Origin of the sequence: Bradyrhizobium sp. (assembly GCF_035701725.1) — a bacterium.
GTDB lineage: Bacteria > Pseudomonadota > Alphaproteobacteria > Rhizobiales > Xanthobacteraceae > Bradyrhizobium.
The window spans coordinates 1-23,141 of the sequence record NZ_DASSRP010000111.1 but is presented as its reverse complement, the minus strand read 5'-3'; the positions used below and the strand labels follow the sequence as shown (position 1 = coordinate 23,141).

The following is a 23,141-nucleotide window of genomic DNA, read 5'->3' as shown; positions in this document are numbered from 1 at the left end:
TGGAAAGCATGCCGCGCTGGCTCGCCACCGCGATGCAGGCTTCGCCCTCCACCCACTTTGTGTCGTTCGCGCAGGCCATTCTCTATCGCGGCGCGGGCCTTGACGTGGTGTGGCCGCAATTCATCGCGGTCGCGGGAATAGGCCTGTTGTTCCTGGTCTTTTCGCTGATGCGGTTTCGCTCGACGCTCGCGGCGCCGTCATAGCGCCGCGCCTTGCAAGCCGGAAGTCGATCGGTTCAGCCGATGGCGATCCCGACAAGCATTTCTTGATCCGTGATAGACCGGCTCAAGCGTTCAGCCGGGTGAGCGCCGGACGATTGCGGAGCTGGATTCGGCGCGAAGTCTCCAGCGCAATGGTGCCGGAATGGGCGAAATGGGTGATGGTCCGCGACACCGTTTCGATTGTCAGTCCAAGATAGTCGGCGATGTCCTGACGCGACATCGGCAGCTCCACCGTCGTGCCATTGGTATTGCGGCCGGCCATTTCGAGCAGGAAACCGGCCACGCGTTCTTCCGCGCTCCTGATCAAAGCCAGCGAGTGCTGCTGCACGCGCTGAAGTTCGCGCACGGTCAGCATCCAAAGCTGCCGGGCGAGGCTCTTTTCGTGTTCCGCCCGTGCCATCACGGCACTCCGCTTGGCAACCAGAACCTGGGCGTCGCAGATCGCCTCCGCCGAAGACAGATGAACGTCACCGGCCTCGACACCAAAGATATCGCCGGGGAGATAGAACGCGCTGATCTGACGACGGCCGTCGTCCAGCATCCGGTAAGTACGCACGGCGCCGGAGATCACCTGGTAAAGATACTCGGCCGGCTCGTCCTCGCCGTAGATCTCGTTGTTACGGCCAAATCGAATCGGGGCTCCCATCAAGCCGAGCTGGCCCTCGTTCGAGGACACTGGCGCGAGCGGACCAGCGTGGATCGAGGACTTGGCGGTTGCGGCGGTGAGCATGGCGAATCTCCGGTTCCGATCGTTGAGGTCCGGAACCTCGCCGTTTTCCACGAAAGTCGAAATTCAGGTCGTGCCCCTAAGTACAATCACGGAGGGGAGTCCTCGGGACGAGGCCCAGCTGCATTTTATTTTGTCCAGAGGCGCCAATGGGTCGGACTGAGTGCAATGCGCTCCGACGAAAGCGCCTTGATCCAACCGCTGACGGTGCGCCGGCAGGCAAAGACCACCGTATACACGTGATCGCCCTCGATCACCGCGAGCTCGAGGTCACGGTTGAACGGAGCCGTTGAGATTTCCTGCCAAATTGCGTCCTGATCCGTCAATTTCCGCGCCTTCGCCAAAGAAGATGCCAAGGATAATGCGTCCGATCACTTTTTGATCATCCTGGATTCGAAGCGGCAGCCATTGATTTGCCGCAACCGCTGGCGTTTTCGCCGGTCGCATCTTCGGCCTGTTCGGGCCGGTTCGCGCAGCACGGATCCCGCGTCGTTCAGCCGATTGATTCCGGTCAAATCAGCCGATCCGGTGCAGGACTAGCCTTATAAAAACGGAGTTCTGGCCGCCATGGAGACAACGGCATGAGACGTCGCGAATTCACGCTCCCTGAACTGGAGCAAAAGCTCGAGGCCTTGGCGGAAGGCGCCATGCACCAGATACTGCGCGGCGATTACGAGCGGCTGTTCGGCACCAACAGCGCCGCGTTGGGGCGGCTACGCAACTTTGCAAGGAGCCACCAATGCGTGGCGAGCTTTGCAGACAACGCCATCGTGTTTCGCCGGCGCTTCCAAATGCCGGCAAAGCCCGCCCCCGACCAGCCCGGCTAGCCGGACCGCCTTTCTCCAAATGGTCTCAGCTTGCGCTCCAGGGCTTCCAGCAATTCGAAACGGCTGATCATTCCGATCACCTTTTCTGCACGTACGACCGGAACCTGGGCCACCTTGCGCCGGTCCATCAGCGCAACCACGTCGTCGACGGTGGCGTGTTCATCCACGCAAGCCGGATGTCTGGTCATGATGGCGGCGACGCTCAGTGCGCGCATGCGTCTGCGGGCAGGTGTGTCTTCCTCGATCCCCAGAACCTCTTCGAGCCAATTTCCGGCTGGCGACTTCACGCCCAGCTCGTCGCGGTGCAAAAGATCTCCTTCCGAAAGGATGCCGATCAGATCGCCATCATCGTCGAGAACCGGCAGCCCGCGCTGGTTCGTCTGCAACAGCACACGCGCGGCCTCGACGAGGGGCGTCGCCGGTTTGATCGTTTCGAACGAACGCCGCATCACCTTTGTCGCAAGCATCGCCCGGCTCCCTGTCAGGGCTGCGAGGTCCGCATCGCGGCATCGGCCGCAGCAAGCAATCGGTCCATCATTTGGCTTATCTCACTCTTGCCGATTCCCTTTGACGCGAGAGCCTCAGCAAGCCGGTCGATCGTCGCCTCAGGGCTTGAGACGTCGGCGGCGACGACCTCGCGCGCGTAGGCTTCCAGCGCATCGCCCGCTTTTCCCATTCGGCCTGCTGCCCAGACCGCCAGGCCCTTGACCGCCTTTTCCCGCGCCCGGAACTTGAGTTCTTGCTGATGCGCAAACTCGGTCTCGAGGGCATTTTCGCGCCGATCAAGCGTCGTCATTGTCCGCCTCCCTTTCAATGGCCGCTCAACCGTAGCGGCCAGGGGCACGATGCACTTGATTCAGGTCAACCGCCGAGCGGCGCGCCGGCACCACGTGAGACCGGATTGACCAGGATCAAACCTTGCTGTTTTCGCCCTCCTAACCTGACCCCGCCAGTTAACAAGCAAAGGAGTAATCCCATGGCAGAAGCAGCAACCAAGCTACCTGTAAAAACCGAAAAACCGGCGGCCCCGCCGAGCGTTCTTGAATGGCGTCCGTTCGAGAACCTGCGCACCCAGGTCGACCGGCTGTTTCACGATTTTGAGGCCGGCTTCCTGCAATCGCCGCTCTACCGCGACGTTGAAAACTTCTGGCGCCGCGATTTGGCATTTCCGGTGACGCCGGCAATCGACGTCGTCGAAAAGGACAATGCGTTCGAAATCACCGCCGAACTTCCAGGTCTCGACGCCAAGAACATCGAACTCAGCCTCTCCGACGACATTCTGACCATCAAGGGCGAGAAGAACGAAGAGAAAGAGGAAAAGACCAAGGACCGCTACGTCTCAGAGCGTCGCTACGGTTCGTTCCGCCGCTCGCTCCGGCTGCCGTCCAGTGTGGATGCTGCCAAGATCGACGCGAGCTTCAAGAGCGGCGTTCTCGCCGTCACGCTTCCCAAATCCGCGGAAGCCCAGAAGAAGCAGACCGTGATTCCGATCGCCACCAAGTAGGCAAACGCCGGTCCCGTCATCGCCGATGGCGGGGCCGCTTCTTTAACATTTTGGAGACCGACATATGCCGCATAAGCAGGTGCTGTTTCACTCGGCCGCTCGCGAAAAGGTTCTTCGCGGCGCCTCCTTGCTCGCAGATGCCGTGCGGGTCACGCTCGGTCCCAAGTCCAAATCGGTGCTGATCCAGAAGAGCTGGGGCACGCCGATCGTCTGCAACGACGGCGTGACGATCGCCAAGGAATTCGACCTCAAGGATCCGGAAGAAAATCTCGGGGCCCAGGTGCTCCGGCAGGCGGCAGAGAAGACCGGCGACGTCGTCGGTGACGGAACCAGCACCTCGACCATCCTGGCGCACGCCATTCTCGCCGACGGGGTGAGAAATGTGGTCGCCGGCGCCAGCGCAATCGACCTCAAGCGCGGACTGGATCGCGGCTGTCAGGCCGCAACCGCGGCGCTGCATGCCATGGCGCGGCCGGTCAAGACCAAGGCGGAAAAGGCCCAGGTCGCCACGATTTCAGCTCACAACGATCCGGCGATCGGAGAACTTGTCGCCAACGCGCTGGAAAAGGTCGGCGGCGAAGGTGTGATTTCGGTGGAGGAATCCAAGACCACCGAAACCTCGCTCGACGTCGTCGAGGGTATGAAATTCGACCGCGGCTTCCTCTCGCCCTATTTCGTCAGCGACGCCGAACGCATGGAGGCCGTGCTCGAAGATCCGTTCATTCTGCTGTGCGACCAGAAGATCAGCGCGCTGAACGATCTGGTGCCGCTCCTCGAACAGGTCGCGAAATCCGGCCGGCCGCTTCTGATCATCGCCGAGGATATCGAGGGCGACGCCTTGGCTACGCTGATCGTGAACCGGTTGCGCGGCGTGCTGAAGATCTGCGCCGTGAAGGCGCCCGGCTTCGGCGATCGGCGCAAGGCCATGCTGGAAGACATCGCAATCCTGACCGGTGGCCAGGTGATATCGGGAGAAGTTGGCCTCAAGCTCGAGAATGTCACCGTGACGCAGCTTGGACATGCCGCACGGGTGGTCTGCGACAAGGAGAACACCACCCTGATCGGGAGCAAGGGCGATCGCAGCCATATCGATGGCCGCATGCAACAAATCAGGCGCGAGATCGAAAAGACAACCAGCCAGTATGACAAGGAAAAGCTCGAGGAACGGCTTGCAAAGCTTTCCGGCGGAGTTGCCGTGATCCGCGTCGGCGCGCCCACTGAGGCCGAGATGAAGGCGAAGAAGGAGGCGCTCGACGACGCCATCAGTTCAACCAAGGCGGCGGTGGCGGAGGGCATGGTCGCCGGCGGAGGTCTCGCGCTTCTCAAATGCATTGAGGCCGTCGGCAAAGAGGAGGCCGCCTGCGAAGGCGACGAAAGAACCGGAATCCAGATCCTGAAGCGCGCGCTGGAAGCCCCCGCCCGCCAAATCGCGGAAAACTCGGCGACCGACGGCGGCGTGGTCGTCGCGCGCATGCTCGGCGGCGAAGGCAACTTCGGCTTCGACGCTGCCCGCAAGCAATATGTCGACTTGGTCGAGGCGGGCATCGTCGATCCGGCCAAAGTCGTCAGAACCGCGCTGGAAAATGCGATTTCCGTGGCCGGCATCCTGCTGCTGACCGAGGCGACGATGACGGAGATTCCGGAGCCGAAACGCGAGCGGAGCCCGGAGCCGGACCTGGCGATGTGATGAATTGAAAGTGACGACCCAAAAAGGGGCAGCCGAAGGCGGCCCCTTTTGCTGCAAGGAAAGTCCGTCAGGCTGCTGTCAGATGCTTCTCGATATCGCCGACCGGATGCTTGGTCAGATCCTTGTTGATCTCGGCGATGATGCGCTCGCGAATGTCTGCATGAAATGCGCTTCGCAGGTCCGCCATCGTCCGCGGCGGCGCGACGACGACCAATGCAGGTACCTTCCGCGATCGAACGACCTCTTCCATCGCTGCCGCCACTTTCCTGGCAAAGCGATGCTCCTCGATCTGGTGCCAGTCGACCGGTTCGACCGCGCTGCGCTGGCTGGAATCGAATGCCTTGCTGATGTGCCCTGGACGGTCGCTTCCCTGCTCGTGCGTCAGGGGATTGACGTCTTCGAACACCTGTTCGGTCTTCAGGTTGGGATATTTCTCATCGCCCTCATTCCTGAGGAACAGCGCCTTCCGGCCGTCTCCCACGAAAACAAAGGCGTTATGCGGAATTTTCAGTTTGCTCATGCTGTGCTCCCGATTGTTCGATCACTTCCGGCCGAGCCCGGTTTAGGCGTCTCGCCAGTCCATCCTTCCTTGCCAATCAGCGGAACGAACCGCACGTCGGCGATGTTTTCGGTCCGATATTCGTCTTCCGTGATGCGCGTGACCCGAACCAGTTCCTGCACCTGCTGATCCGAACCCACCGGCATCACCAGCCGACCTCCGACCTTCAACTGCGATTTCAATGATTCGGGCACTTGCGGGCCGCCCGCCGCGGCGATAATCGCATCATAGGGCGCATGCTCCGGCCAACCCATGGTTCCGTCGCCATGCCGGACGTGCACGTTGTCGTAGCCCATTTCGGTCAGTCTTTGCGCCGCCGTCTCCGCCAGACGCCCGATGCGTTCAACCGTATAGACGTCGGCGGCGATTTCGGAGAGCACGGCGGCCGCATAGCCCGATCCGGCGCCGATCTCGAGCAGCTTTTCGCCGCCCTTCAGGCGCAGGGCTTCAGCCATGAAGGCGACGATGTAGGGCTGCGAAATGGTTTGCGCGTCCTCAATAGGCAGCGGCGTGTCATCGTAAGCAAACTCGCGGAGTTTGGCGGGCAAGAAACGCTCGCGCGGCACCTTGCGCATTGCCTCCAGCACCAGCTCGTCGCGAACGCCGCGCCTGGCGATGCTCTGCTCGACCATCTCAAACCTGCGGGCGCGAAACGCCTCGGTCTCGTTGCGGTCGGCTTCCTTCAGATCCGACAACGCCATGCAAAGATCTTTCACGGAAAAACGTTCGAACTGACTGACTTGAGACCACACGAAAATGCGCGTGACAGGATTGATTTAGGTCAATGGCAGAGGCGAGCACGGACATGACACTTGTTTTGAACCGGAGGTCTCGCGCGATGGCAATTGCACATCACGGCCAACATCCCGGGCGCCGTCCTCTGCCCGACGATCGCGATTGTTTCGGGCCGGATACGACCGAGCTTCCGGCAAGACGCGGCCACAAGGAACGATCCATCTCAAACCGAGTAAGCTGGATTCTCGCGGGCATGATGCTGGGAGCGACCGCGGGTTGGATGATCTTCCGGGCCTTCTTGACCTTGTTGACCCTGGACTGAATGCCGAGCGTCCAAAGGAGACAGCCATGAAAGCGCGCGATGTGATGGTCTCACCGGTTATCACCGCCTGCGAGAACGACACCATTCGCGACGTGGCGAAGCTTCTGGTCGAGAAGCACATCAGCGCTGTTCCGGTGCTCGACCAATCCGGCAGCATCGTCGGGATCGTCAGCGAAGCCGACCTGATTCACCGCGTCGAAGCCGGCACGGAACGCCCCGCCTCGTGGTGGCTCTCACTTATTTCAGGAGAGCGGGCGCTTGCCGAAGATTACACGAAGGCGCACGCGAGAAAAGTAAAGGACGTGATGTCGAAGACCGTGCAAACGGCGCATCCCGATACGCCGCTGCATGAAGTCGCCGACATTCTCGAGGAAAGACAAATCAGGCGTGTTCCGATCGTGAACGCGGCAGGCGAGCTTGTTGGCATCATCAGCCGCGCCAACATCGTTCAGGCGATCGCGAGCGCCCGTCCGCAACTCGAGATCAGCGCGTCCGACGCAATGATCAGAGAGCGGTTGATCGCCGAGCTGAAGAAGTATTCCTGGTCGCATCTCCACAAGCTGAACGTCACGGTCACCAACGGCGTCGTCGACCTCTGGGGGATTGCCGAATCCGATCCGGAGCGACAGGCGATCAGGGTCGCCGCGGAATCCACGCCAGGCGTGATGGCCGTCAATGACCATCTGGTCAGGGAACCTGTTTATCTCTACTAGATTGCGATTTCCGAAAATCGAAAACTGGCGACGACGGCGCCGTTCGCGACCCGGTGCTCGCCGATTTTCTCAGCCGCCCTAGCGGCGCTCGCTGCGCTTCGTATCCTGGAAGTCGCAAAGCCCAATCGTCAGCAGCAGCTCGAACAGCGCACGCGCCGCCTTGTACCTTGCCGCGGTGCGCGATTTTTCCCGGCCGGCCACAATAACCTTGCCGGTGGAATCGCAAACGCTCCACGACCATCGGCCCCATTTTCGCGCAAGTGTCATCTCATACATTCTTATAAAGATAAGCTGATGCCGGAGGGCGGAATTGCGCGAGATCAAACACGGCGCTCTCGATCGCCCTTGAGGTAAGTCAAAATCGACCGGCGGCAGCCAGGTGATTATTGCAGCCCTCCGCCGGAGGCTGCAGCGCATGATCAAGGATATTCTGGTACACCTTCCCACCGACCGAGCGATAAAACCCGTCATCGATGCATCGGTCTCGCTCGCTTCGTTTTTCGACGCGCATATCGAGGCCTTCGCCGCCGGTGACATCACGGCCAATACCTATGCGATCGAGGGAAGCTCGGCTGCGGCGGTTGCCGCAGTCTTCGAAATCGGACAGCAGCGAGCTACCGATCGCGCCATGGCGGCTCTGACGATTTTTGAGACCGAGGCGCGCACTGCGGGCATATCCTACCACTGCCGTCCCATTGTCGACCTGCCCGAAGAAGCTGCAGCCTCGATCAGCGCCGCGTCCAGATTGTGTGACCTGTCGATCGTCCTACAGCCGGAGCCCGGCCAGCACGCCTTTGACAGCACGATCCCGACCAAAATCCTGCTTCAATCGGGTGGGCCCGTCTTGTTCGTGCCGTACATCTTCCGCGGCAAGCTCCGGCCGAAACGTATCGGCGTCTGCTGGGACGGAAGCCGGCTCGCGGCGCGTGCCTTGCGGGATGCCGATCCGTTACTGGCAAAAGCCGAATCCTTCGCGGTCATTTCGGCCAATTCGGAGCGGGTAGCGTCCTCCGATGCGGCGCCCGAACAGGTTGTCAAACGCCTGAAGCGCTACGGCCGGCCCGTCAAACTTCTCAGCTATCAACAGAACCGATCGGAGATCCAACCTTCGATCCTGTCGCTCGCCGCCGATGAGAACGTCGACATGCTGGTGATGGGGGCCTATGGCCACTCCCAATTTCGGGAGAGCGTTCTGGGCGGCGTCACGCGCGAGATGCTCGAGTCGATGACCGTTCCCACCCTGATGTCGCATTGACATCGAGGGTTCCGTATTTCCACCTAAGTTAAGGAACCGAATTTCGCCACCCGCTCTGCCTCGATACAAAAAGCTGGCCTGTTCTTTTTTCCGGCTTTTGGAGGCAGAACATGAACTCCTCGATCTATAGCGCCGACCGTGCCACGCATCTGCGCATCGTCGTTGTCGCGCTGGTTTGCAGCATTGCCCTCACGGCCTTTTCGCTGTCCGCCCGCGTCAGTTCGATCATTGCGGCACCCGCGGCGGTGGAAGCGAGCGAGCTGCGCGGCCCGGGTTTTACCGGACAGGAAGCCATTGCGACGCAGACATCGACGCGGCGGATTTGACCACCCTGCCCGTGACGTTCGCCGGCGCGCCGGCCCGCCTTGACCTTGGTCAAGGCTACGGTCGATCGGTCAGCTACGCTGCTGACAGTTCAACCGCATATTCGAGACCCAGGAAATGAGCGAAATTCCCGATCTTTCGATTTCAGCCGAAAAGGTTGCGGCCATCATTGCCAAGGCGAGGCAATTCGACGTCAAGGACGTGGTCACCGATCCGGACTCCGGCTCGAATGCCAGCGATGAGGGCATGCTGTCGGTGCTCGAAGATCACCGCGATGATCCCGTTCGGACCGAACTGGCCGCCATGATCCGCGGCCTTAACGAAGACGAGCAAGTTGACCTCGTCGCGCTGGCCTGGCTCGGGCGCGGCGACGGGGGGCTTGACGATTGGAACGATCTTCGCGCCGAAGCTGCGCGCGCTCACAATCGGCGAACCGCCCAATACCTTCTCGGCATGCCCCTTCTCGGCGACCAGCTTGAGGAGGCGCTGACGCAGTTCGGGCATTCGGTGGAAGAGTTTGAGAGGCCGCTCTAGCGAGCTTGAGGGGGATCCATGCCCTATTCCTCGAACGAGGATCTTCCCGCTGCCGTTCGTCACCGCTTGCCGCGGCATGCGCAGGATATCTACCGCGAGGCCTTTAACCATTCATTCGCCTCGCATGCAGCGGATTCACGCCAGGAGGAGATCGCGCACCGCATCGCCTGGGCCGCGGTGAAGCAAAGCTACACGAAGATCGATGACGCGTGGGTGTCGCTGCAGTCCAAGTGATCCGACAGACCAAGTGATCCGACGACCGAACCGACTGGATGTCGCGGGATTCCGCACGTAAACGGGCGCCCCGCCACGTAAAGCCCGGCCAAGCCGGCTTCAGGCAACCGCCTGCACGCCGCCATCCATCCCGGACGAACGGAGCGGGGCAAACTGCTCGGCCGTCAGCGTCTCCCTGTCAATCAGGAGTTTGACGCCGTCTTCCAATTCGTTCCGCCTTCGCGCAAGTATCTCGCGCGCGCACGCATCGCCCGCCTCGATCAATTGCCGCACGGCCAGATCAATCTCCCGCCCGGTCGCTTCGGCGGCACTGACGACTGCGTCCTGCATGGTCGGAAGATACGTTTGCGGCTTTGGCGCGTAGGTGCGTTGTCCGACGCCGGCGTCCATCCCGTACTTGGTCACCATCTCGATGGCGATTTCGGTGGCTCGCTGCAGATCGTCAGCCGCGCCGGTGGAGACATCGCCATCGAAAATCAATCGCTCGGCGGCGCGACCGCCCATCAGGACCGCGATCCGGTTCTTGAGCTCACTGACCGTGAGCAGGAAGCGGTCCTCCGTCGGCCGCTGCATGGTGTAACCGAGCGCGCCGACGCCCCGCGGAATGATCGACACCTTCTGTACGGGATCGACGCCCGGCAGACTTGCCGCGACCAGTGCGTGCCCCATCTCGTGGTAGGCGGTCCGCCTGCGTTCGCCTTTGCTCAAGGTTCGGCTCTTCTTTTCAACGCCGGCAACGATGCGTTCGATCGCGACCGTGAAATCGTCGAAGCTCACCTCGTTAGCATTGCGCCTGGTCGCCGCGATCGCCGCCTCATTGATCAGATTGGCAAGGTCGGCGCCGGTAAAGCCGGCGGTCAGGCCGGCGATGGTATCGAGATCAACCCCCTGGCCGATCGTTATCTTGCGAATGTGAACCTTGAGAATGGCCAGCCGCCCGCTCTTGTCGGGACGATCGACCAGCACCTGCCGGTCAAACCGGCCGGCCCGCAGCAAGGCCGAATCCAGGATCTCGGGTCGATTGGTCGCGGCCAGAAGGATGACCCCGGCGCGGGGATCGAAGCCGTCAAGTTCGGCAAGCAACTGGTTGAGGGTCTGCTCCTTCTCGTCGTAACCGGCGAAGGCGCTCGCCGTGCGGCTTCTTCCGAGCGCATCGAGTTCATCGATGAAGATGATGCAGGGGGCGGCTTTCCTGGCCTGCTCAAACAGGTCCCTGACCCGCGCAGCCCCGACGCCGACAAAAAGCTCCACGAACTCCGATCCGGATATCGAAAAGAATGGCACGCCCGCCTCGCCGGCAACGGCCCGCGCCAGCAATGTCTTGCCGGTGCCGGGCGGACCGACCAGCAGGATTCCCTTGGGCACGTGCGCGCCCAGCCGCCCATAGCTCTGGGGGTCCTTCAAGAACGAGACCACCTCCTGCAATTCGAACTTGGCCTCGTCGACGCCGGCGACGTCCGCGAAGGTGACCTTGGTGTCCTGCTCGACGTAAACCTTGGCTCGGGATTTTCCGATCGCCATCAGGCTTCCGCCCCCTTGGCGGCCGCCGAGACGCCCAGCCATAAAGAACCAGAAGCCGTAGATCAGGATCAAAGGCACAACCCACGCCAACAGGCTGCCCAGGAGCCCATCGGACGGCGCGCCCGTTACGGTGATGCCCTTGGACTCCAGCCTGTCCATCAATGCGGTGTCGACGCGCGCCGTGGTGAATGCGGACTTTCCGTTCAGAACCTTGTCTTTCAGGTTGCCCGAAATCGCATCCTTGCCGACGATGACATCAGACACCACCCCTTGCGACACGAGCTCTTCGAACTTGCTGTAGGGAATCGTTTCGATGCTCTGGTGAGCAGTGATGAGCGACTGCAGAAACAGCAGGCCAAATCCTACCAGGGCAAGAGCCAGTAAAGCGAGCGATCCCTTCTGTACCGGCGTCGGCGGCTTTTCCATTTGCGTCCTCGAACTCGAAAACGCCATTTTGACCGCCGGGCACCGGCCAAGGTTGCTTTAAATCAAATGCTTCGGGGCTCTCCATTTGAGGAAAGCCTTGATCAGCATCAAGGACGGCTCGATCCGGGCCCCTTAGCGGTAAAGACCGAGAAGGAGGCCAGCATGCACGCCCGTCAAATCATGGCCAGGAATGTGATTTCGGTGACCCCGGAGCATACGGTCCTGGAGGCCGTCAATCTGATGCTCCGATATCACGTCAGCGGCCTCCCCGTGCTCGACCAGGCCGGCGCCGTCGTGGGCATGGTATCGGAAGGCGACTTCCTGCGCCGCGCCGAGATCGGCACATCGCGGAAACGCAATCGCCTGCTCGGTTTCATTTTCGGACATGGCGCAGAGGCCGAGGATTACGTCCGCGAACACGGACGCAAGATTTCCGAGGTTATGACGACCTCTCCGATCACCGTCGGCGAAACGACGCCGCTGTCCGAGATCGTCGATCTCTTGGCGCGAAACAACATCAAGCGCGTTCCCGTCGTGGAGAACGGCAAGCTGGTCGGAATCATCTCGCGGTCCGATTTGCTCCAGGCCGTAGCGAGCCTCGCACGCGACATACCCGACCCGACGGCCGACGACGACCATATCCGGGAGCGGATTGTCGCGGAGCTGCAAAAGCAGGACTGGTGCCCACTTGGGCTAAGCGTCGTCGTCCGCGATGGCATCGTCCACCTGACCGGCGTCATCGCCAATGAACGTTACCGACAAGCCGCAATCGTTGCCGCGGAGAACGTCCAGGGCGTCGTCAAAGTTCACGACCATCTGTTCTGGATGGATTTTGTGACCGGAAATCACCTGGAATCTCCCGAAGACGACGCATGGGCGAAAGCAGGTTGATGCTGGAACGGCTGTCCGACCGGAGCAGGATCTTTCAGCCCACGACGCGTTCAGCGTGCGCCGAAAGCGACGATCCATTAGGCCTCCCGGAACTCGGCAGCGGCAATTTCTGGCTGATGGCGGGCGATGCCTTGTTGGCGAAGCTCGCCAGCAGCCCCAACGGGCTGTCGCAGTCCGAAGCGGCGAAACGGCTTTCGGTTGTTGGTCCCAACCGGATGGAGGCATCGCAGACCCGGTCGATCCTTCAGAAAGTCGCTCACCGTCTCGTTAATCCCCTGGTCGCAATCTTGCTCGTCGCCGCCGCCATCTCGGGAGCAAGCGGCGATCTCGGCAGCTTTGTCATCATCGTAACGGTTATCGCCCTTTCGCTGACGCTCGACGTCGTGCAGGAACACCGTGCCGAGTTGACGGCTGAAGCGCTGAGACAGTCGGTTGCCATCGAGGCCGACGTCGTACGCGACGGATCGACGTCATCCGTGCCGGTGACCGCGCTGGTTCCAGGCGACGTGGTCAAGCTGCGTACCGGTGATCTCGTTCCCGCCGATGGGATCGTTCTGGAAGCCCACGAACTGCACGTCAACGAAGCGCTGATGACCGGCGAGCCGTTCCCCGCCATCAAGACCAGCACGCCATGCTGCGCGACCTCACCGGCTGAAGCCACCAATGCGCTATTCGCCGGCACCAGTGCGGTCGGCGGCAGTGGCACCATGCTCGTCGTCGCAACCGGCCGCCGCACCCGCTTTGGCGCGATCGCCGCCGCCTTGGCCGCCAACACCCCGCCGACGGCCCTCGAACAAGGTGTGACGCGGCTCGGATACCTGATCCTTCGGCTGACGCTGTTCCTCACTTTGTTCGTGCTGGCCGTGCAGCTCGCAGGCCACCGGCCGGCGATGGAATCGTTTCTGTTCGCGCTTGCATTGGCGGTCGGCCTCACACCGGAACTGCTGCCGATGGTAATGACCGTGACGCTGGCAAGAGGTGCGCAGCGCATGGCGGCCCGCAAGGTGATCGTCAAGCGGCTGTCGGCCATTCACGATCTCGGCGCCATGGACACGCTGTGCGTCGACAAGACGGGGACCCTGACGGAAGCCAGAATTACGCTGACAGATAATGTCGATTGCAACGGCAAACGCAGCGCGCATGTCCTGAACCTTGCAACGCTGAACAGCACTTTCCAGACCGGCGTAAGAAGTCCGCTCGATGACGCCATCCTGGCAGCCGGCGGTGAAAGCGCAGGCCAGTGGCGGCGGGTGTCCGAGGTGCCCTTCGATTTCGAGCGCCGCCGTCTCTCGGTGCTCATCACCCGCGGCGGCGAGTGTCTGATGATCACCAAAGGCGCGCCGGAATCGGTCATCTCACGCTGCGTCGCGACAGAAGTCGACGGTCTCGGCCATCCGCTCGATGACGGCTGGCGCGAGCGTCTGGCGCGCCTGGAAGATCGTTATTCGCAGGACGGCTTTCGCCTGCTGGCGCTGGCCACCAAGTCGCTTCCGCCGGGGCAGGACAGCGTTCGTGTCCAGGACGAAGCCGACCTCACGCTGGTCGGCTTCTGCGTTTTCGCGGACCCTCCGAAACAGGATGCTGCCGCGGCAGTCGGTGAACTCACGTCGCTGGGCATTACGGTCAAGGTGATTTCCGGCGATCATGCCGCGGTCGTGTCACATGTGGCAGGCGCGGTCGGTCTCTCCAGTCACCGGGTGATGACCGGCGCCGAAATAGCCGATCTCACCGACGCCGCGCTCGCCGCGCGCGTGGATGATGTCGACCTGTTTGCCCGTATCGATCCCGACCAGAAACGGCGGATCATCGCGGCCTTTCGCCGCCGCAAGCATGTCGTCGGCTTCTTGGGCGACGGCGTCAACGACGCGCCGGCGATCCACGCGGCCCACGTCGGCATGTCCGTCACCGGCGCCACCGAAGTCGCGCGCGCCGCCGCCGACATCATCCTCTTGGCGACCGATCTCTCGGTGCTCGCGGCGGGCGTGCGTGAAGGAAGGCGGACGTTTGCCAATATTCTCAAATACGTCCGGATGGGAACCAGCTCGAATTTCGGCAACATGCTGTCGATGGCGCTGTCCTCGATCGTATTGCCGTTCCTGCCGCTGCTGCCGTTACAGATCCTCCTGAACAACCTTCTGTACGATCTCTCCGAGATCGGCATTCCGTTCGATGAGGTCGACGACGAAGACGTCGCGCAGCCGGAAGTCTGGGACATGCGAAACATCCTGCGCTTCACCATCATCATGGGAGCGGTCTCGTCGTTGTTCGACGCGGTTACTTTCACGGTTCTCCTGAAGGTGCTGAACGCCGACGCGGCGCTATTTCAGACCGGCTGGTTCGTCGAATCGATCGCGACGCAGATCCTCGTGATCTTCCTGATCCGCTCGCGCCGTCTGCCCTGGCGCGCCAATCGCCCGAACGCCATCCTGCTGGTCACGTCCATCGGCGCGCTGATCGGCGCCATCGTCGTTGCCCTCGGGCCGTGGGGCGGCTTGTTCGGATTTACCGGGCTTTCAATCCCTGTGCTGACAGTGCTGGCGGCCATCACCCTCGCCTATCTCCTGGCCGCGGAGGTCGCAAAACGGTTTGCGCTCCAGGCCCAAAGTGCCCGTTAGGGCCCAAGGCGCGCGAACATCGGCTTGACGGAGATCAAGGACCGGACAACGATTCCCGATCATGCTTCGTCAGATTTCGGATCGGAGCATCGTCCATTGCGCGCCCATCAAATCATGTCGCGAAACGTGATCACAATCGATAGCGACGCCTCGCTGCAAGAGGCGATCGAGTCGATGCTGACTCATCACATCAGCGGCTTGCCGGTTGTCGACGCGGCCGGGAAACTCGTCGGGATCGTCTCGGAAGGCGATTTCGTCCGCCGCACCGAACTTGGCACGGACAAAAGGCGAAGCCGTTGGCTATCCCTGCTCGCCGGTCCCGACCAGGTCGCCGTCGATTTTACCCGCCAGCACGGCCGCAAGGTCAGCCAGATCATGTCGCCGAGCCCGATCACGGTTGGCGAAGAAACCGCGCTCGAGCAGATCGTCAGGCTGATGGAATCCCGCAACGTTCACCGATTTCCCGTCATGCGTGGCGAAGAGATCGTTGGGATGATTACCCGCAGCGATTTTCTGACGGCGATCGCGCATCTGCCGCCTGGTGCGGCCGGGTATTCGGACAGTGATGATCAGATTCGCAGCTCGGCCATTGCCGCGCTCTCGCATGCGTCATGGCGCCCTTGCGCGCTGAACGTCACCGTTCGGGATGGCGTCGCCACCGTGCGCGGAACGGTCAAGAGCGACAACGCCCGCAGTGCCGCGCTCGTTGCCGTGGAGAATATCCGCGGCGTCAAGCGCGTGGAGGATCAGCTCTCCAAGATCAGCTATCCTCCGCCGGAGGAAGACTATGGGGGCGGCGATTTTGTCTCCTTGCAGTCGGAGCCCTCAACCGCCGACGACGAGCCGCTCTGAATTCCGCCTCGGGCCGCAGCATCGGCTGTTTCCGGCATGGGCTCCGGTTCAGTTCCGTTCGATGAGCCCGCTTGCTTCATCGCGCGCCAAAGCCGGTGATTTGTAACCGGATGTTGCAGCGGTGCCAGGCGGCGCTGCGCGAAACCCTCAAGAGCCTCACAAAAACGTCGGTACGGCCGCAGTGAAGCCCCGGTCGCATCCGGCAACACGTCAGCGAACTCCAGGACACATTCGGGAAACATGCAGGCGGCAATAGTGGTCGGAGCGAAAGCCCACACTCATCACGCATACCGAGGAGAAGCTGCAATGACCCGAAGCGCCGTTGCGATCTTTTGCATCGTGGCCGTCATGGCGCTGGAAGCATTTGGTACCTACGCCGCACAGTCGGCAGAAGTCGTCGGCGTCTGGCTCAATCCGAACGCCACCACGAAGGTGCGCATCAGCCCGTGTGGCCCCGCGTTGTGCGGCAGCATCGTCTGGCTGAAGTCTGCGAGTAATCCGCAAACCGGCGAGCCGCTGACCGACAGGAACAATCCCGATCCGGCCAATCGAAGCAGGCCGATCCTCGGCCTGCAGATCATCAGCGATCTGAAGCCGGGCCGCACGGTCGGCGAATGGACCGCAAAGGTCTACTCTCCCAACGAGGGCAAAACCATCGACGCCAGCTTTTCGATGGACGGACCAAATAACATCAAGATGGAGGTTTGCAGCCTGGCCGGCCTGCTCTGTCGCCGACAAACCTGGACGCGGGTGAATTGAGGGCGGTGACACCAATAGCAAGCACCGTTGCCGTCTCAAGCGACGCCGCCGAAATCTGATAGCAGTCGCGCTCGCAAGGGCCAGCGGCAGACATCGGCAAATCTCGCCGGGGCTTTGACACAAATCAATACGCCACCGGATTGCTCTGGTTTCAATGCGCGCGTCTCAACGAGGAGGTCGCCATGGCTGAGCAAAGCAGCATGCATGCTTATTTGAACTGGACCAAGCAGCGCATCGACGAGATGGACGCCACGCTGGCGGCGGTCGAACAAAAAGCCGATCAGTTCAAGGCCGATTCCAAGGTGAAGGCCGACCAGCTTGTCGCCGAAATGAAAAAGCGGCGCGACGAATTTCAGGCCACCGTCAAGACCCAGCTCGAGGCCGCCGAAGCCACGATGCGGGCCAATATCGCGCAGCTTCAGTCGCAATGGCCGGGCTTCGAGGCGCAGGTAAAAACCTATTTCGAGACTGTCGGCAAGCACGCTGAACAGCAGCAAGCGGCGTTCCGCGATATCGCTGCCGCCCAGATCAATACCTGGAAGGCGGCTGCGGACGAACTTCAGGATTTGGCGATGAAGCTCGCCTCGACCAAGCGAGCCGATCTCGACGCCGCCCTCAAGCAGATGAAGGCCGGCGCGGCGGAAGCCGAAGCTCACTTCCAGAAATTGAAGCAGGCGGGAAGCGAGTCATGGGCGGCGATGAGCGCAGCCTTGACGGAGTCGCGCAAAGCGTTCGACCGCGCCAACCAGCAAGCCTGGGACGCTCTCAAGCAAGCCACCCACCCAAAACAGTAAAGAGAATCGGTCTTTGGGAAGGGGTGTACGATGGCTACCGATCATGTCATCTCACAGGAACTGAAATCGTTGCAAGCGGAGCTATCTGCCGCGCAGCGCGAACGGGCGGCGGCCACAATGTCGCCCCCGACGCAGCCGTCCTCATCCGAACCGGCTTCGGAGAGCGCGGATGAGCGCGAATGGCGCGATCAGCTCGGCGAGCTTGCGAATGCAGTGACGGGCTTCCTTGAGGAGGCCGAAAAGGACATTGCCGCGCATCCGGCGCAGAGCGTCATCGGCGCTCTCGCGGCCGGAATCGTGATCGGCTGGCTGCTCGGGCGACGGTGAGGCAGAACATGATCGACAACGTTCTTCGCGACCTGCAGGTACTGCGGAAAGCCGACTTGCTGATCGGAAAGATCTGGCTCGGCGTTTTCGCGCGGCGCTTGAGCCTTTTTGCGTTCGCTGGGCTGATCGCAGTGTTCGGGCTCGGAATGGCCAATCTCGCCGCCTACAATGCTTTGCTGCAGCCGATCGGCTTGATCTGGGCCGCCACTGTGGTTGCAGTCGCCGACGTCGTGATCGCGGCCGTCGTGCTGCTGATCGGCAGTAGCTCGCGGCCCGGGCCGGAAATCGATATGGCCTTTGAAATGCGGCGAATGGCGCTCGACTCGATGCAGGAGAATGCGCGCGAACTGAAGATCAGTGTCGACGCGATTTCCCAGGAAGTGAGGAACGTGAAGCAAAATGTTGCAGCGGTGGTTCACAATCCGTTCGATGTCGCCGCGCAGAAGCTCCTCGTCCCCGCGGTCTTGTCGATCCTCAAGGGAATGCGCTCCAAGAAGGAGCATTCATAGGGAGCAGTAATTACAGGAAATTTCGCCGAGAAATTTGAGGAGAGAGTCATGACTGACACCACGCAGAACTTGCACCGGGCGATCAGGGACACGGTCCGCCTCCATTCCGGACTGTTTCTTGCGCAGGGGATCATAATGACCTTGCTCGGTGTAGCGGCATTGATGTGGCCACAGATTTCAAGCCTCGCCGTCGAGCTGTATGTTGGCTGGCTTCTTTTATTCAGCGGCGTGATGGGGCTCGGTGTGATGTTCTTTGCCCCGAATGCAAGCGGCTTTCTTTGGACGCTTTTGACCGCCGCGTTGTCGCTGTTTGCGGGCGTCTTGTTGTTGTGGCATCCGGTCCAAGGCGTGGTCTCGCTCACGTTGCTGCTGGTCGCGTTCTTCATCGCCGAAGGCGTCTTCCAGATCGCAGCTGCGATCAGCTATCGCTCGGTGTTTCCGGAATCATGGAGCTGGATGCTTTTCAGCGGCGTCGTGGATCTCGTTCTGGCGGCCCTGCTCATTGCCGGATGGCCAAGCTCGGCCAGTTGGGCGTTGGGGGTCATCGTCGGCGTCAACCTGATCAGCTCGGGCGTTGCAACGAGCCTGGTCGCGAGCACGGTGCGCCGAGCCTTCAAATAAGAGCTGCAACAAACAAGAGCTGCAATGTCACGCCAGTTCCGTCGCGGCGCCCCCGAGTGGCTCCGCGCCGGTAGCATCCGGGGCTGGGCCAATTATGGCGTGGCGCTCCCTAGGGGAATCGAACCCCTGTTTCAGCCTTGAGAGGGCCGCGTCCTAACCGCTAGACGAAGGGAGCGTGAGGCCAGACGAATAGCCTTGAAACGGGGCCACCGCAAGGCGAGTTTGCTGGCGCCACAAGACAAGGTGAAGGCCGTCTCCCCGCCTGGAGAGGAATAAGAAGCTACGGCTCGTTGACGAACCGCAGCCGGCCCACGGCCTTGAGCGTGTGGACATCGAAGGTGCGGATTTCGGTCACCCCGGCCACATCGAGCGTCATCACGATCCGGTCGCCGGCAAGGCTGGTGGAGACGATCTTCGCCCCCTTGGGCAGCACGGCCGTCATCTCGGCGGTGTTAACGCTTCCCTCCGCCTTGAAAAGACGGTAGCCGATGGCGATCAAGACCGCCGCAACCGCCAGCCCGGTGGTGAGGCCCGCGATCAGCATCATGCGCCGCACCCGCGCGAACAGCGCGGCCTGCTCCGGGGTCGGCTCGGGAATCGCGGCATCAGTCATTGCGTCAGCTCTTGAAAGTTCGAACGTTTGCGATTGGTTGTTTTGGAACAGGGCACGGACAAAAGCGAGAGACTTCACGTCACCGTCGCCGGCAGCGAGGGCTCGACCCGGCTCGACCGCGTGCTGGCGGCGCACATTGCCGAACTGTCGCGGTCGCGGCTGAAGGCGTTGATCCTCGATGGCAAGGTCGCGGTCAGGAACGCGCTTGTCCGCGACCCCGCTTACCATGTCGCCGCGGGCGATACGATCACAATCGACGTGCCTGAGCCGGTGGCCGCGGAACCCCTGGGCGAAGATATTGCGCTCGATATCGTCTACGAGGACGACGACCTCATCGTCATCGACAAGCCGGCCGGCCTTGTGGTGCATCCGGGCGCGGGCCACGAGACCGGCACACTGGTCAATGCGCTGATCGCCCATTGCGGCGATAGCCTTTCCGGCATAGGCGGCGTGAAGCGGCCCGGCATCGTGCACCGGCTGGACAAGGACACTTCGGGCCTGCTGGTGGTTGCCAAGAACGATGCCGCCCATGCCTCGCTGTCGGCACAGTTCGCCGACCACGGCAAGACCGGCGAGATGCGGCGCGGCTATCTCGCTTTTGTCTGGGGCGTGCCGAACCGCGTCCGCGGCACGGTCGATGCGCCGATCGACCGTCACCCGCACGCGCGGGAAAAGATGGCGGTGCGCGAAGGCGGCCGCCACGCCGTGACGCATTGGGAGGTCGTCAAAAGTTTTGCGGGGCCGGACGGCAAGCCGGTGGCCTCGCTGCTTGCCTGCGAGTTGGAGACCGGCCGCACCCATCAGATCCGGGTGCATCTGGCCCATATCGGCCATCCCCTGATGGGGGACATGGTCTACGGTCCCCACTTCAAGACCAAGGCGACCCACCTCGGCCCCCAGAGCCAGGCGGCGCTGGAGGCCCTCGGCCGCCAAGCGCTACACGCATACCTCTTGGCGCTGGAGCATCCGAAAACCGGGGCGATTCTGGAGTGGAGCTCGGATTTGCCCGCGGAATTGCGATTTTTGGAGCAAACGCTCCAAGCGGCGCTATGACGCAGGCGTGTAAAAAGTCTTAATATGCCAATAGGTTATGGCTGCCACACCGTAACGTGACGGGGGTTTAACTTTCAAAACCGGTCCCGTTTGGTGTATGTTGCGCCTGCGTTGAATATCCAACGCGGAACATCGCAGAGCGACTGGCTTTAACAAAAGGAGCCGCCTGCCTGGCCCGCCGCTATCGGGGGCCTGAACCTCTGGAGGGCGCACGAATGGCCCGCACAGCTACCCTGCCGGTTCTCAACGGAGAATCCGGCCTGTCCCGATACCTCGCCGAGATCCGCAAGTTTCCGATGCTGGAACCCCAGCAGGAATACATGCTCGCCAAGCGTCTGCGCGAGCACGACGATCGCGACGCGGCCCATCAACTTGTCACCAGCCATCTCCGGCTCGTGGCCAAGATAGCCATGGGCTATCGCGGCTACGGATTGCCGATTTCCGAGGTCGTCTCGGAAGGCAATGTCGGCCTGATGCAGGCGGTGAAGCGGTTCGAACCCGAAAAGGGGTTCCGGCTCGCTACATACGCCATGTGGTGGATCAAGGCCTCAATTCAAGAGTACATCCTGCGTTCCTGGTCGCTCGTGAAGATGGGCACCACCGCGAACCAGAAGAAGCTGTTCTTCAACCTGCGCAAGGCGAAGAGCAAGATCTCCGCGCTCGACGAAGGCGATCTGCGTCCCGATCAGGTCAAGCTGATCGCCAAGCGTCTCGGCGTCACCGATCAGGACGTCATCGACATGAACCGCCGCCTCGGCGGCGATGCCTCGCTGAACGCGCCGATCCGCGACGACGGCGAAGCCGGCGAATGGCAGGACTGGCTGGTCGACAACTCGCCCAACCAGGAAGCCATGATGGCCGAGCACGAAGAGTTCGATCATCGCCATGAAGCGCTGACCGGCGCGATCGGCGTGCTCAACCCGCGCGAACGCCGAATCTTCGAGGCGCGGCGTCTGGCGGAAGAGCCGATGACGCTGGAAGACCTCGCCGCCGAGTTTGGCGTGTCGCGCGAACGCGTGCGGCAGATCGAGGTTCGCGCTTTCGAGAAAGTGCAGTCGGCCGTCAAGGGCACGATCGCACGCCAGGAAGCCGCGGCGCTCGAGGCCGCGCACGCCGCCTGATCGCGACAGACAGCGCAAAGATCGGAAAGCCGGCGGCAACGCCGGCTTTTTTGTTGGCCCGCATTCGTGTCCCGGACGCAGCCCGGCGCCACAAGCGCGTGTACGCGCGTCTTGGACGCGCTAGGGTGCCGAGCTCGGCCTGGGACCGCATGGACCCCGGATCAGCAGCGCACCGTTTCACGCTGCGCAGCATCCGGGACGCGGGCCGCCGCGCCCCATGAACCGGCGAGCCTCCACCGCCGACCAAATCGAAGACAGACGGTATCCGATGCCGTCCTCCCGATTGATCAGCCGAGCGAGCCATGCCGATCGTCCTGCAATCCACCGTCGACTTCTCCGGCGAATTCATGCGCAAGCTGCCGAAGCTTGAGCAGACGATGATCGCACATGGGCTCGATCCGTCCGGCTTCGTGATTTCCAAGGATCGCGCCACGCCATCTTCAGTGGTGCCGTTCGTCGGGCCGTTCTTCTATGACTACACGGTGTTCGTCGACGGCGAGAGCTTCACCCTCACCGAGCCGAACGACATGGTGTTCCTGGATTACTTCGTCAAACTCTGCACCGCCGAGGAAGAAGATCGCTCGCTGCCCAAGTTGCGTCGAGAACCCCGTCCGGGTCCGGTTCGCCGCTTCCTGAACTGGATGGCGCAATCGGTGTGAGAGGGCGTCATCACCGTCATGTTTGCTCCTGCGGCATAAGCAGGTGTTGTCCCGGCGAACGCCGGGACCCATAACCACAGGCACAAGTACTTGGAATACGGTCCTCCGGCATACGCCATCGACGGATTCCGCCGGCTCGCGCTCCGCTTGGCCGGGACGACGGAGAATTATTCCCCCCACTCCCGCGCCATGGTGGCGAGCGCGCATCCCTCGCAATAGCGCGCATCCTTGTAATCGATCCAGTTGTGCGCGTAGACGTGGTCCAGCGGGATGCGGTAACGCGCGCGCAACACCTTCACCAATATTCGCCAGGCTTCGATCTGCGCTTCCGTGGCGGGCTTCGTCACATCAGGATAGTTGCCGGCGAATTCGACGCCGATCGAGGTGTCCTTGTTGACCCGGTGATAGGTCTTCGCGTTGTCGATGTACTTGTTGTCGTTGCGGTCGGCGCCGTCGGTATGCGTCGGCACGAGATGCTCGGCAACCGCCCAATACACCGTGCCGTCGGTCTCCACCCACACCATGACGCCGCGGCGGGTCGGATTTTTCGATTGCAGCGTCGCCCCACCGCGCGCCGAGCCGGCCGGCCCCTCGGTTTGATGCACGATGATGTTCGCCCACGGGTGCGCCTTCTCGACATCGCCCCACGGTGCGAGCCAGACCACCTTCAGGCCCGGAATGTCCGGCGTGCCGGAAGAACGCGCGATCGCCTCCAGCGAAGGCTCGCCGGCCGAGGCC

General features: G+C 61.9%; 28 protein-coding genes, 1 tRNA gene and 2 pseudogenes. 20 read left to right on the top strand and 11 right to left on the bottom strand.

Annotation, left to right across the window (positions count from 1 at the left end):
* Nucleotides 1-203 (top strand): annotated as a pseudogene (locus VFL62_RS06135) (ABC transporter permease); the annotation flags it as partial.
* 82 nt (nucleotides 204-285) lie between these two features.
* Here the strand turns inward: VFL62_RS06135 and VFL62_RS06130 are convergent.
* Together VFL62_RS06130 and VFL62_RS06125 are read right to left on the bottom strand one after the other, a co-directional pair.
* Nucleotides 286-951 carry a helix-turn-helix domain-containing protein gene (locus VFL62_RS06130; protein ID WP_325171479.1) on the bottom strand — a complete coding sequence of 222 codons (666 nt, stop codon included), beginning with the start codon at nucleotides 949-951 and terminating at the stop codon, nucleotides 286-288.
* A gap of 267 nt (nucleotides 952-1,218) precedes the next feature.
* Nucleotides 1,219-1,395: a hypothetical protein gene (locus VFL62_RS06125; RefSeq protein WP_325171478.1), complete on the bottom strand. Its 177-nt coding sequence runs from the start codon at nucleotides 1,393-1,395 to the stop codon at nucleotides 1,219-1,221.
* Between the two features lie 134 nt (nucleotides 1,396-1,529).
* On the opposite strand from VFL62_RS06125, the gene VFL62_RS06120 reads away from it, so the two are divergent.
* Nucleotides 1,530-1,775 (top strand): hypothetical protein, encoded by a 246-nt coding sequence (locus tag VFL62_RS06120; RefSeq protein WP_325171477.1) that lies wholly within the window; start codon nucleotides 1,530-1,532, stop codon nucleotides 1,773-1,775.
* On the opposite strand, the gene VFL62_RS06115 is transcribed toward VFL62_RS06120, so the two are convergent.
* Nucleotides 1,772-2,242 (bottom strand): CBS domain-containing protein, encoded by a 471-nt coding sequence (locus tag VFL62_RS06115; RefSeq protein WP_325171476.1) that lies wholly within the window; start codon nucleotides 2,240-2,242, stop codon nucleotides 1,772-1,774. The two genes, VFL62_RS06120 and VFL62_RS06115, sit on opposite strands and share 4 nt — an antisense overlap.
* A gap of 14 nt (nucleotides 2,243-2,256) precedes the next feature.
* Entirely contained in the window at nucleotides 2,257-2,571 is a 315-nt protein-coding gene (locus VFL62_RS06110; protein ID WP_325171475.1) for a DUF1476 domain-containing protein, read from the bottom strand.
* A gap of 180 nt (nucleotides 2,572-2,751) precedes the next feature.
* Between VFL62_RS06110 and VFL62_RS06105 the strand changes: the two genes are divergently transcribed.
* Nucleotides 2,752-3,279 (top strand): Hsp20/alpha crystallin family protein, encoded by a 528-nt coding sequence (locus tag VFL62_RS06105; RefSeq protein ID WP_325171474.1) that lies wholly within the window; start codon nucleotides 2,752-2,754, stop codon nucleotides 3,277-3,279.
* Nucleotides 3,280-3,343: 64 nt separating this feature from the next.
* Complete coding sequence (gene groL, locus VFL62_RS06100) at nucleotides 3,344-4,966, top strand: chaperonin GroEL (protein ID WP_325171473.1); 1,623 nt, start codon at nucleotides 3,344-3,346, stop codon at nucleotides 4,964-4,966.
* Nucleotides 4,967-5,033: 67 nt separating this feature from the next.
* On the opposite strand, the gene VFL62_RS06095 is transcribed toward groL, so the two are convergent.
* The gene (locus VFL62_RS06095) at nucleotides 5,034-5,486 is read right to left on the bottom strand and encodes a host attachment family protein (protein WP_325171472.1); all 453 of its coding nucleotides are present in this window, start codon (nucleotides 5,484-5,486) and stop codon (nucleotides 5,034-5,036) included.
* Between the two features lie 59 nt (nucleotides 5,487-5,545).
* Nucleotides 5,546-6,226, bottom strand: a pseudogene (locus VFL62_RS06090) (protein-L-isoaspartate(D-aspartate) O-methyltransferase); the annotation flags it as partial.
* Between the two features lie 382 nt (nucleotides 6,227-6,608).
* On the opposite strand from VFL62_RS06090, the gene VFL62_RS06085 reads away from it, so the two are divergent.
* A complete protein-coding gene (locus VFL62_RS06085) occupies nucleotides 6,609-7,295 on the top strand; it encodes a CBS domain-containing protein (RefSeq protein WP_325171471.1) in 687 nt (228 codons plus the stop codon).
* A gap of 78 nt (nucleotides 7,296-7,373) precedes the next feature.
* Here VFL62_RS06085 and VFL62_RS06080 read toward each other — a convergent pair whose 3' ends face one another.
* Nucleotides 7,374-7,562, bottom strand: coding sequence for a hypothetical protein (locus VFL62_RS06080; protein ID WP_325171470.1), 189 nt, complete (start codon nucleotides 7,560-7,562; stop codon nucleotides 7,374-7,376).
* A gap of 148 nt (nucleotides 7,563-7,710) precedes the next feature.
* Between VFL62_RS06080 and VFL62_RS06075 the strand changes: the two genes are divergently transcribed.
* The 4 genes from VFL62_RS06075 to VFL62_RS06060 all read left to right on the top strand — a co-directional run bounded on the left by VFL62_RS06075 (nucleotide 7,711) and on the right by VFL62_RS06060 (nucleotide 9,642).
* Entirely contained in the window at nucleotides 7,711-8,550 is an 840-nt protein-coding gene (locus VFL62_RS06075; RefSeq protein ID WP_325171469.1) for a universal stress protein, read from the top strand.
* Between the two features lie 110 nt (nucleotides 8,551-8,660).
* The gene (locus VFL62_RS06070) at nucleotides 8,661-8,876 is read left to right on the top strand and encodes a hypothetical protein (protein WP_325171468.1); all 216 of its coding nucleotides are present in this window, start codon (nucleotides 8,661-8,663) and stop codon (nucleotides 8,874-8,876) included.
* Nucleotides 8,877-8,991: 115 nt separating this feature from the next.
* A complete protein-coding gene (locus VFL62_RS06065) occupies nucleotides 8,992-9,408 on the top strand; it encodes a DUF3775 domain-containing protein (RefSeq protein WP_325171467.1) in 417 nt (138 codons plus the stop codon).
* A gap of 18 nt (nucleotides 9,409-9,426) precedes the next feature.
* The gene (locus VFL62_RS06060) at nucleotides 9,427-9,642 is read left to right on the top strand and encodes a ChaB family protein (RefSeq protein WP_325171466.1); all 216 of its coding nucleotides are present in this window, start codon (nucleotides 9,427-9,429) and stop codon (nucleotides 9,640-9,642) included.
* A gap of 99 nt (nucleotides 9,643-9,741) precedes the next feature.
* On the opposite strand, the gene ftsH is transcribed toward VFL62_RS06060, so the two are convergent.
* Nucleotides 9,742-11,589 (bottom strand): ATP-dependent zinc metalloprotease FtsH, encoded by a 1,848-nt coding sequence (gene ftsH / locus VFL62_RS06055; protein ID WP_325171465.1) that lies wholly within the window; start codon nucleotides 11,587-11,589, stop codon nucleotides 9,742-9,744.
* Nucleotides 11,590-11,751: 162 nt separating this feature from the next.
* Between ftsH and VFL62_RS06050 the strand changes: the two genes are divergently transcribed.
* From VFL62_RS06050 to VFL62_RS06015, 8 genes are all read left to right on the top strand, one after another.
* On the top strand, nucleotides 11,752-12,480 hold the full coding sequence (locus VFL62_RS06050; protein ID WP_325171464.1) for a CBS domain-containing protein: 729 nt from the start codon (nucleotides 11,752-11,754) through the stop codon (nucleotides 12,478-12,480).
* Complete coding sequence (gene mgtA, locus VFL62_RS06045) at nucleotides 12,462-15,095, top strand: magnesium-translocating P-type ATPase (RefSeq protein WP_325171463.1); 2,634 nt, start codon at nucleotides 12,462-12,464, stop codon at nucleotides 15,093-15,095. The genes VFL62_RS06050 and mgtA overlap by 19 nt, the downstream gene beginning before the upstream one ends.
* Nucleotides 15,096-15,191: 96 nt before the next feature.
* Complete coding sequence (locus tag VFL62_RS06040) at nucleotides 15,192-15,947, top strand: CBS domain-containing protein (RefSeq protein ID WP_325171462.1); 756 nt, start codon at nucleotides 15,192-15,194, stop codon at nucleotides 15,945-15,947.
* A gap of 306 nt (nucleotides 15,948-16,253) precedes the next feature.
* The gene (locus tag VFL62_RS06035) at nucleotides 16,254-16,706 is read left to right on the top strand and encodes a DUF2147 domain-containing protein (protein ID WP_325171461.1); all 453 of its coding nucleotides are present in this window, start codon (nucleotides 16,254-16,256) and stop codon (nucleotides 16,704-16,706) included.
* A gap of 182 nt (nucleotides 16,707-16,888) precedes the next feature.
* Nucleotides 16,889-17,500 (top strand): hypothetical protein, encoded by a 612-nt coding sequence (locus VFL62_RS06030; protein WP_325171460.1) that lies wholly within the window; start codon nucleotides 16,889-16,891, stop codon nucleotides 17,498-17,500.
* Nucleotides 17,501-17,530: 30 nt separating this feature from the next.
* Nucleotides 17,531-17,827: a hypothetical protein gene (locus VFL62_RS06025; protein ID WP_325171459.1), complete on the top strand. Its 297-nt coding sequence runs from the start codon at nucleotides 17,531-17,533 to the stop codon at nucleotides 17,825-17,827.
* An 8-nt stretch (nucleotides 17,828-17,835) separates the two neighbouring features.
* Nucleotides 17,836-18,336: a hypothetical protein gene (locus VFL62_RS06020; protein WP_325171458.1), complete on the top strand. Its 501-nt coding sequence runs from the start codon at nucleotides 17,836-17,838 to the stop codon at nucleotides 18,334-18,336.
* A gap of 48 nt (nucleotides 18,337-18,384) precedes the next feature.
* A complete protein-coding gene (locus VFL62_RS06015; protein ID WP_325171457.1) occupies nucleotides 18,385-18,957 on the top strand; it encodes an HdeD family acid-resistance protein in 573 nt (190 codons plus the stop codon).
* Between the two features lie 100 nt (nucleotides 18,958-19,057).
* Here VFL62_RS06015 and VFL62_RS06010 read toward each other — a convergent pair.
* Both VFL62_RS06010 and VFL62_RS06005 read right to left on the bottom strand, forming a co-directional pair.
* Nucleotides 19,058-19,132 (bottom strand) — tRNA-Glu (locus tag VFL62_RS06010).
* Nucleotides 19,133-19,237: 105 nt separating this feature from the next.
* Complete coding sequence (locus VFL62_RS06005; protein WP_325171456.1) at nucleotides 19,238-19,570, bottom strand: hypothetical protein; 333 nt, start codon at nucleotides 19,568-19,570, stop codon at nucleotides 19,238-19,240.
* Between the two features lie 42 nt (nucleotides 19,571-19,612).
* Here VFL62_RS06005 and VFL62_RS06000 point away from each other — a divergent pair, with 42 nt between their 5' ends.
* The 3 genes from VFL62_RS06000 to VFL62_RS05990 all read left to right on the top strand — a co-directional run bounded on the left by VFL62_RS06000 (nucleotide 19,613) and on the right by VFL62_RS05990 (nucleotide 22,403).
* A complete protein-coding gene (locus VFL62_RS06000) occupies nucleotides 19,613-20,623 on the top strand; it encodes an RluA family pseudouridine synthase (RefSeq protein ID WP_325171455.1) in 1,011 nt (336 codons plus the stop codon).
* A 215-nt stretch (nucleotides 20,624-20,838) separates the two neighbouring features.
* Nucleotides 20,839-21,744, top strand: coding sequence for an RNA polymerase sigma factor RpoH (gene rpoH, locus VFL62_RS05995; protein WP_325171454.1), 906 nt, complete (start codon nucleotides 20,839-20,841; stop codon nucleotides 21,742-21,744).
* 302 nt (nucleotides 21,745-22,046) lie between these two features.
* Nucleotides 22,047-22,403 (top strand): hypothetical protein, encoded by a 357-nt coding sequence (locus VFL62_RS05990; RefSeq protein WP_325171453.1) that lies wholly within the window; start codon nucleotides 22,047-22,049, stop codon nucleotides 22,401-22,403.
* A gap of 167 nt (nucleotides 22,404-22,570) precedes the next feature.
* Here the strand turns inward: VFL62_RS05990 and VFL62_RS05985 are convergent.
* Nucleotides 22,571-23,141: peptidoglycan recognition protein family protein (locus VFL62_RS05985; RefSeq protein WP_325171452.1), on the bottom strand; the 571-nt coding region annotated here is incomplete at its 5' end.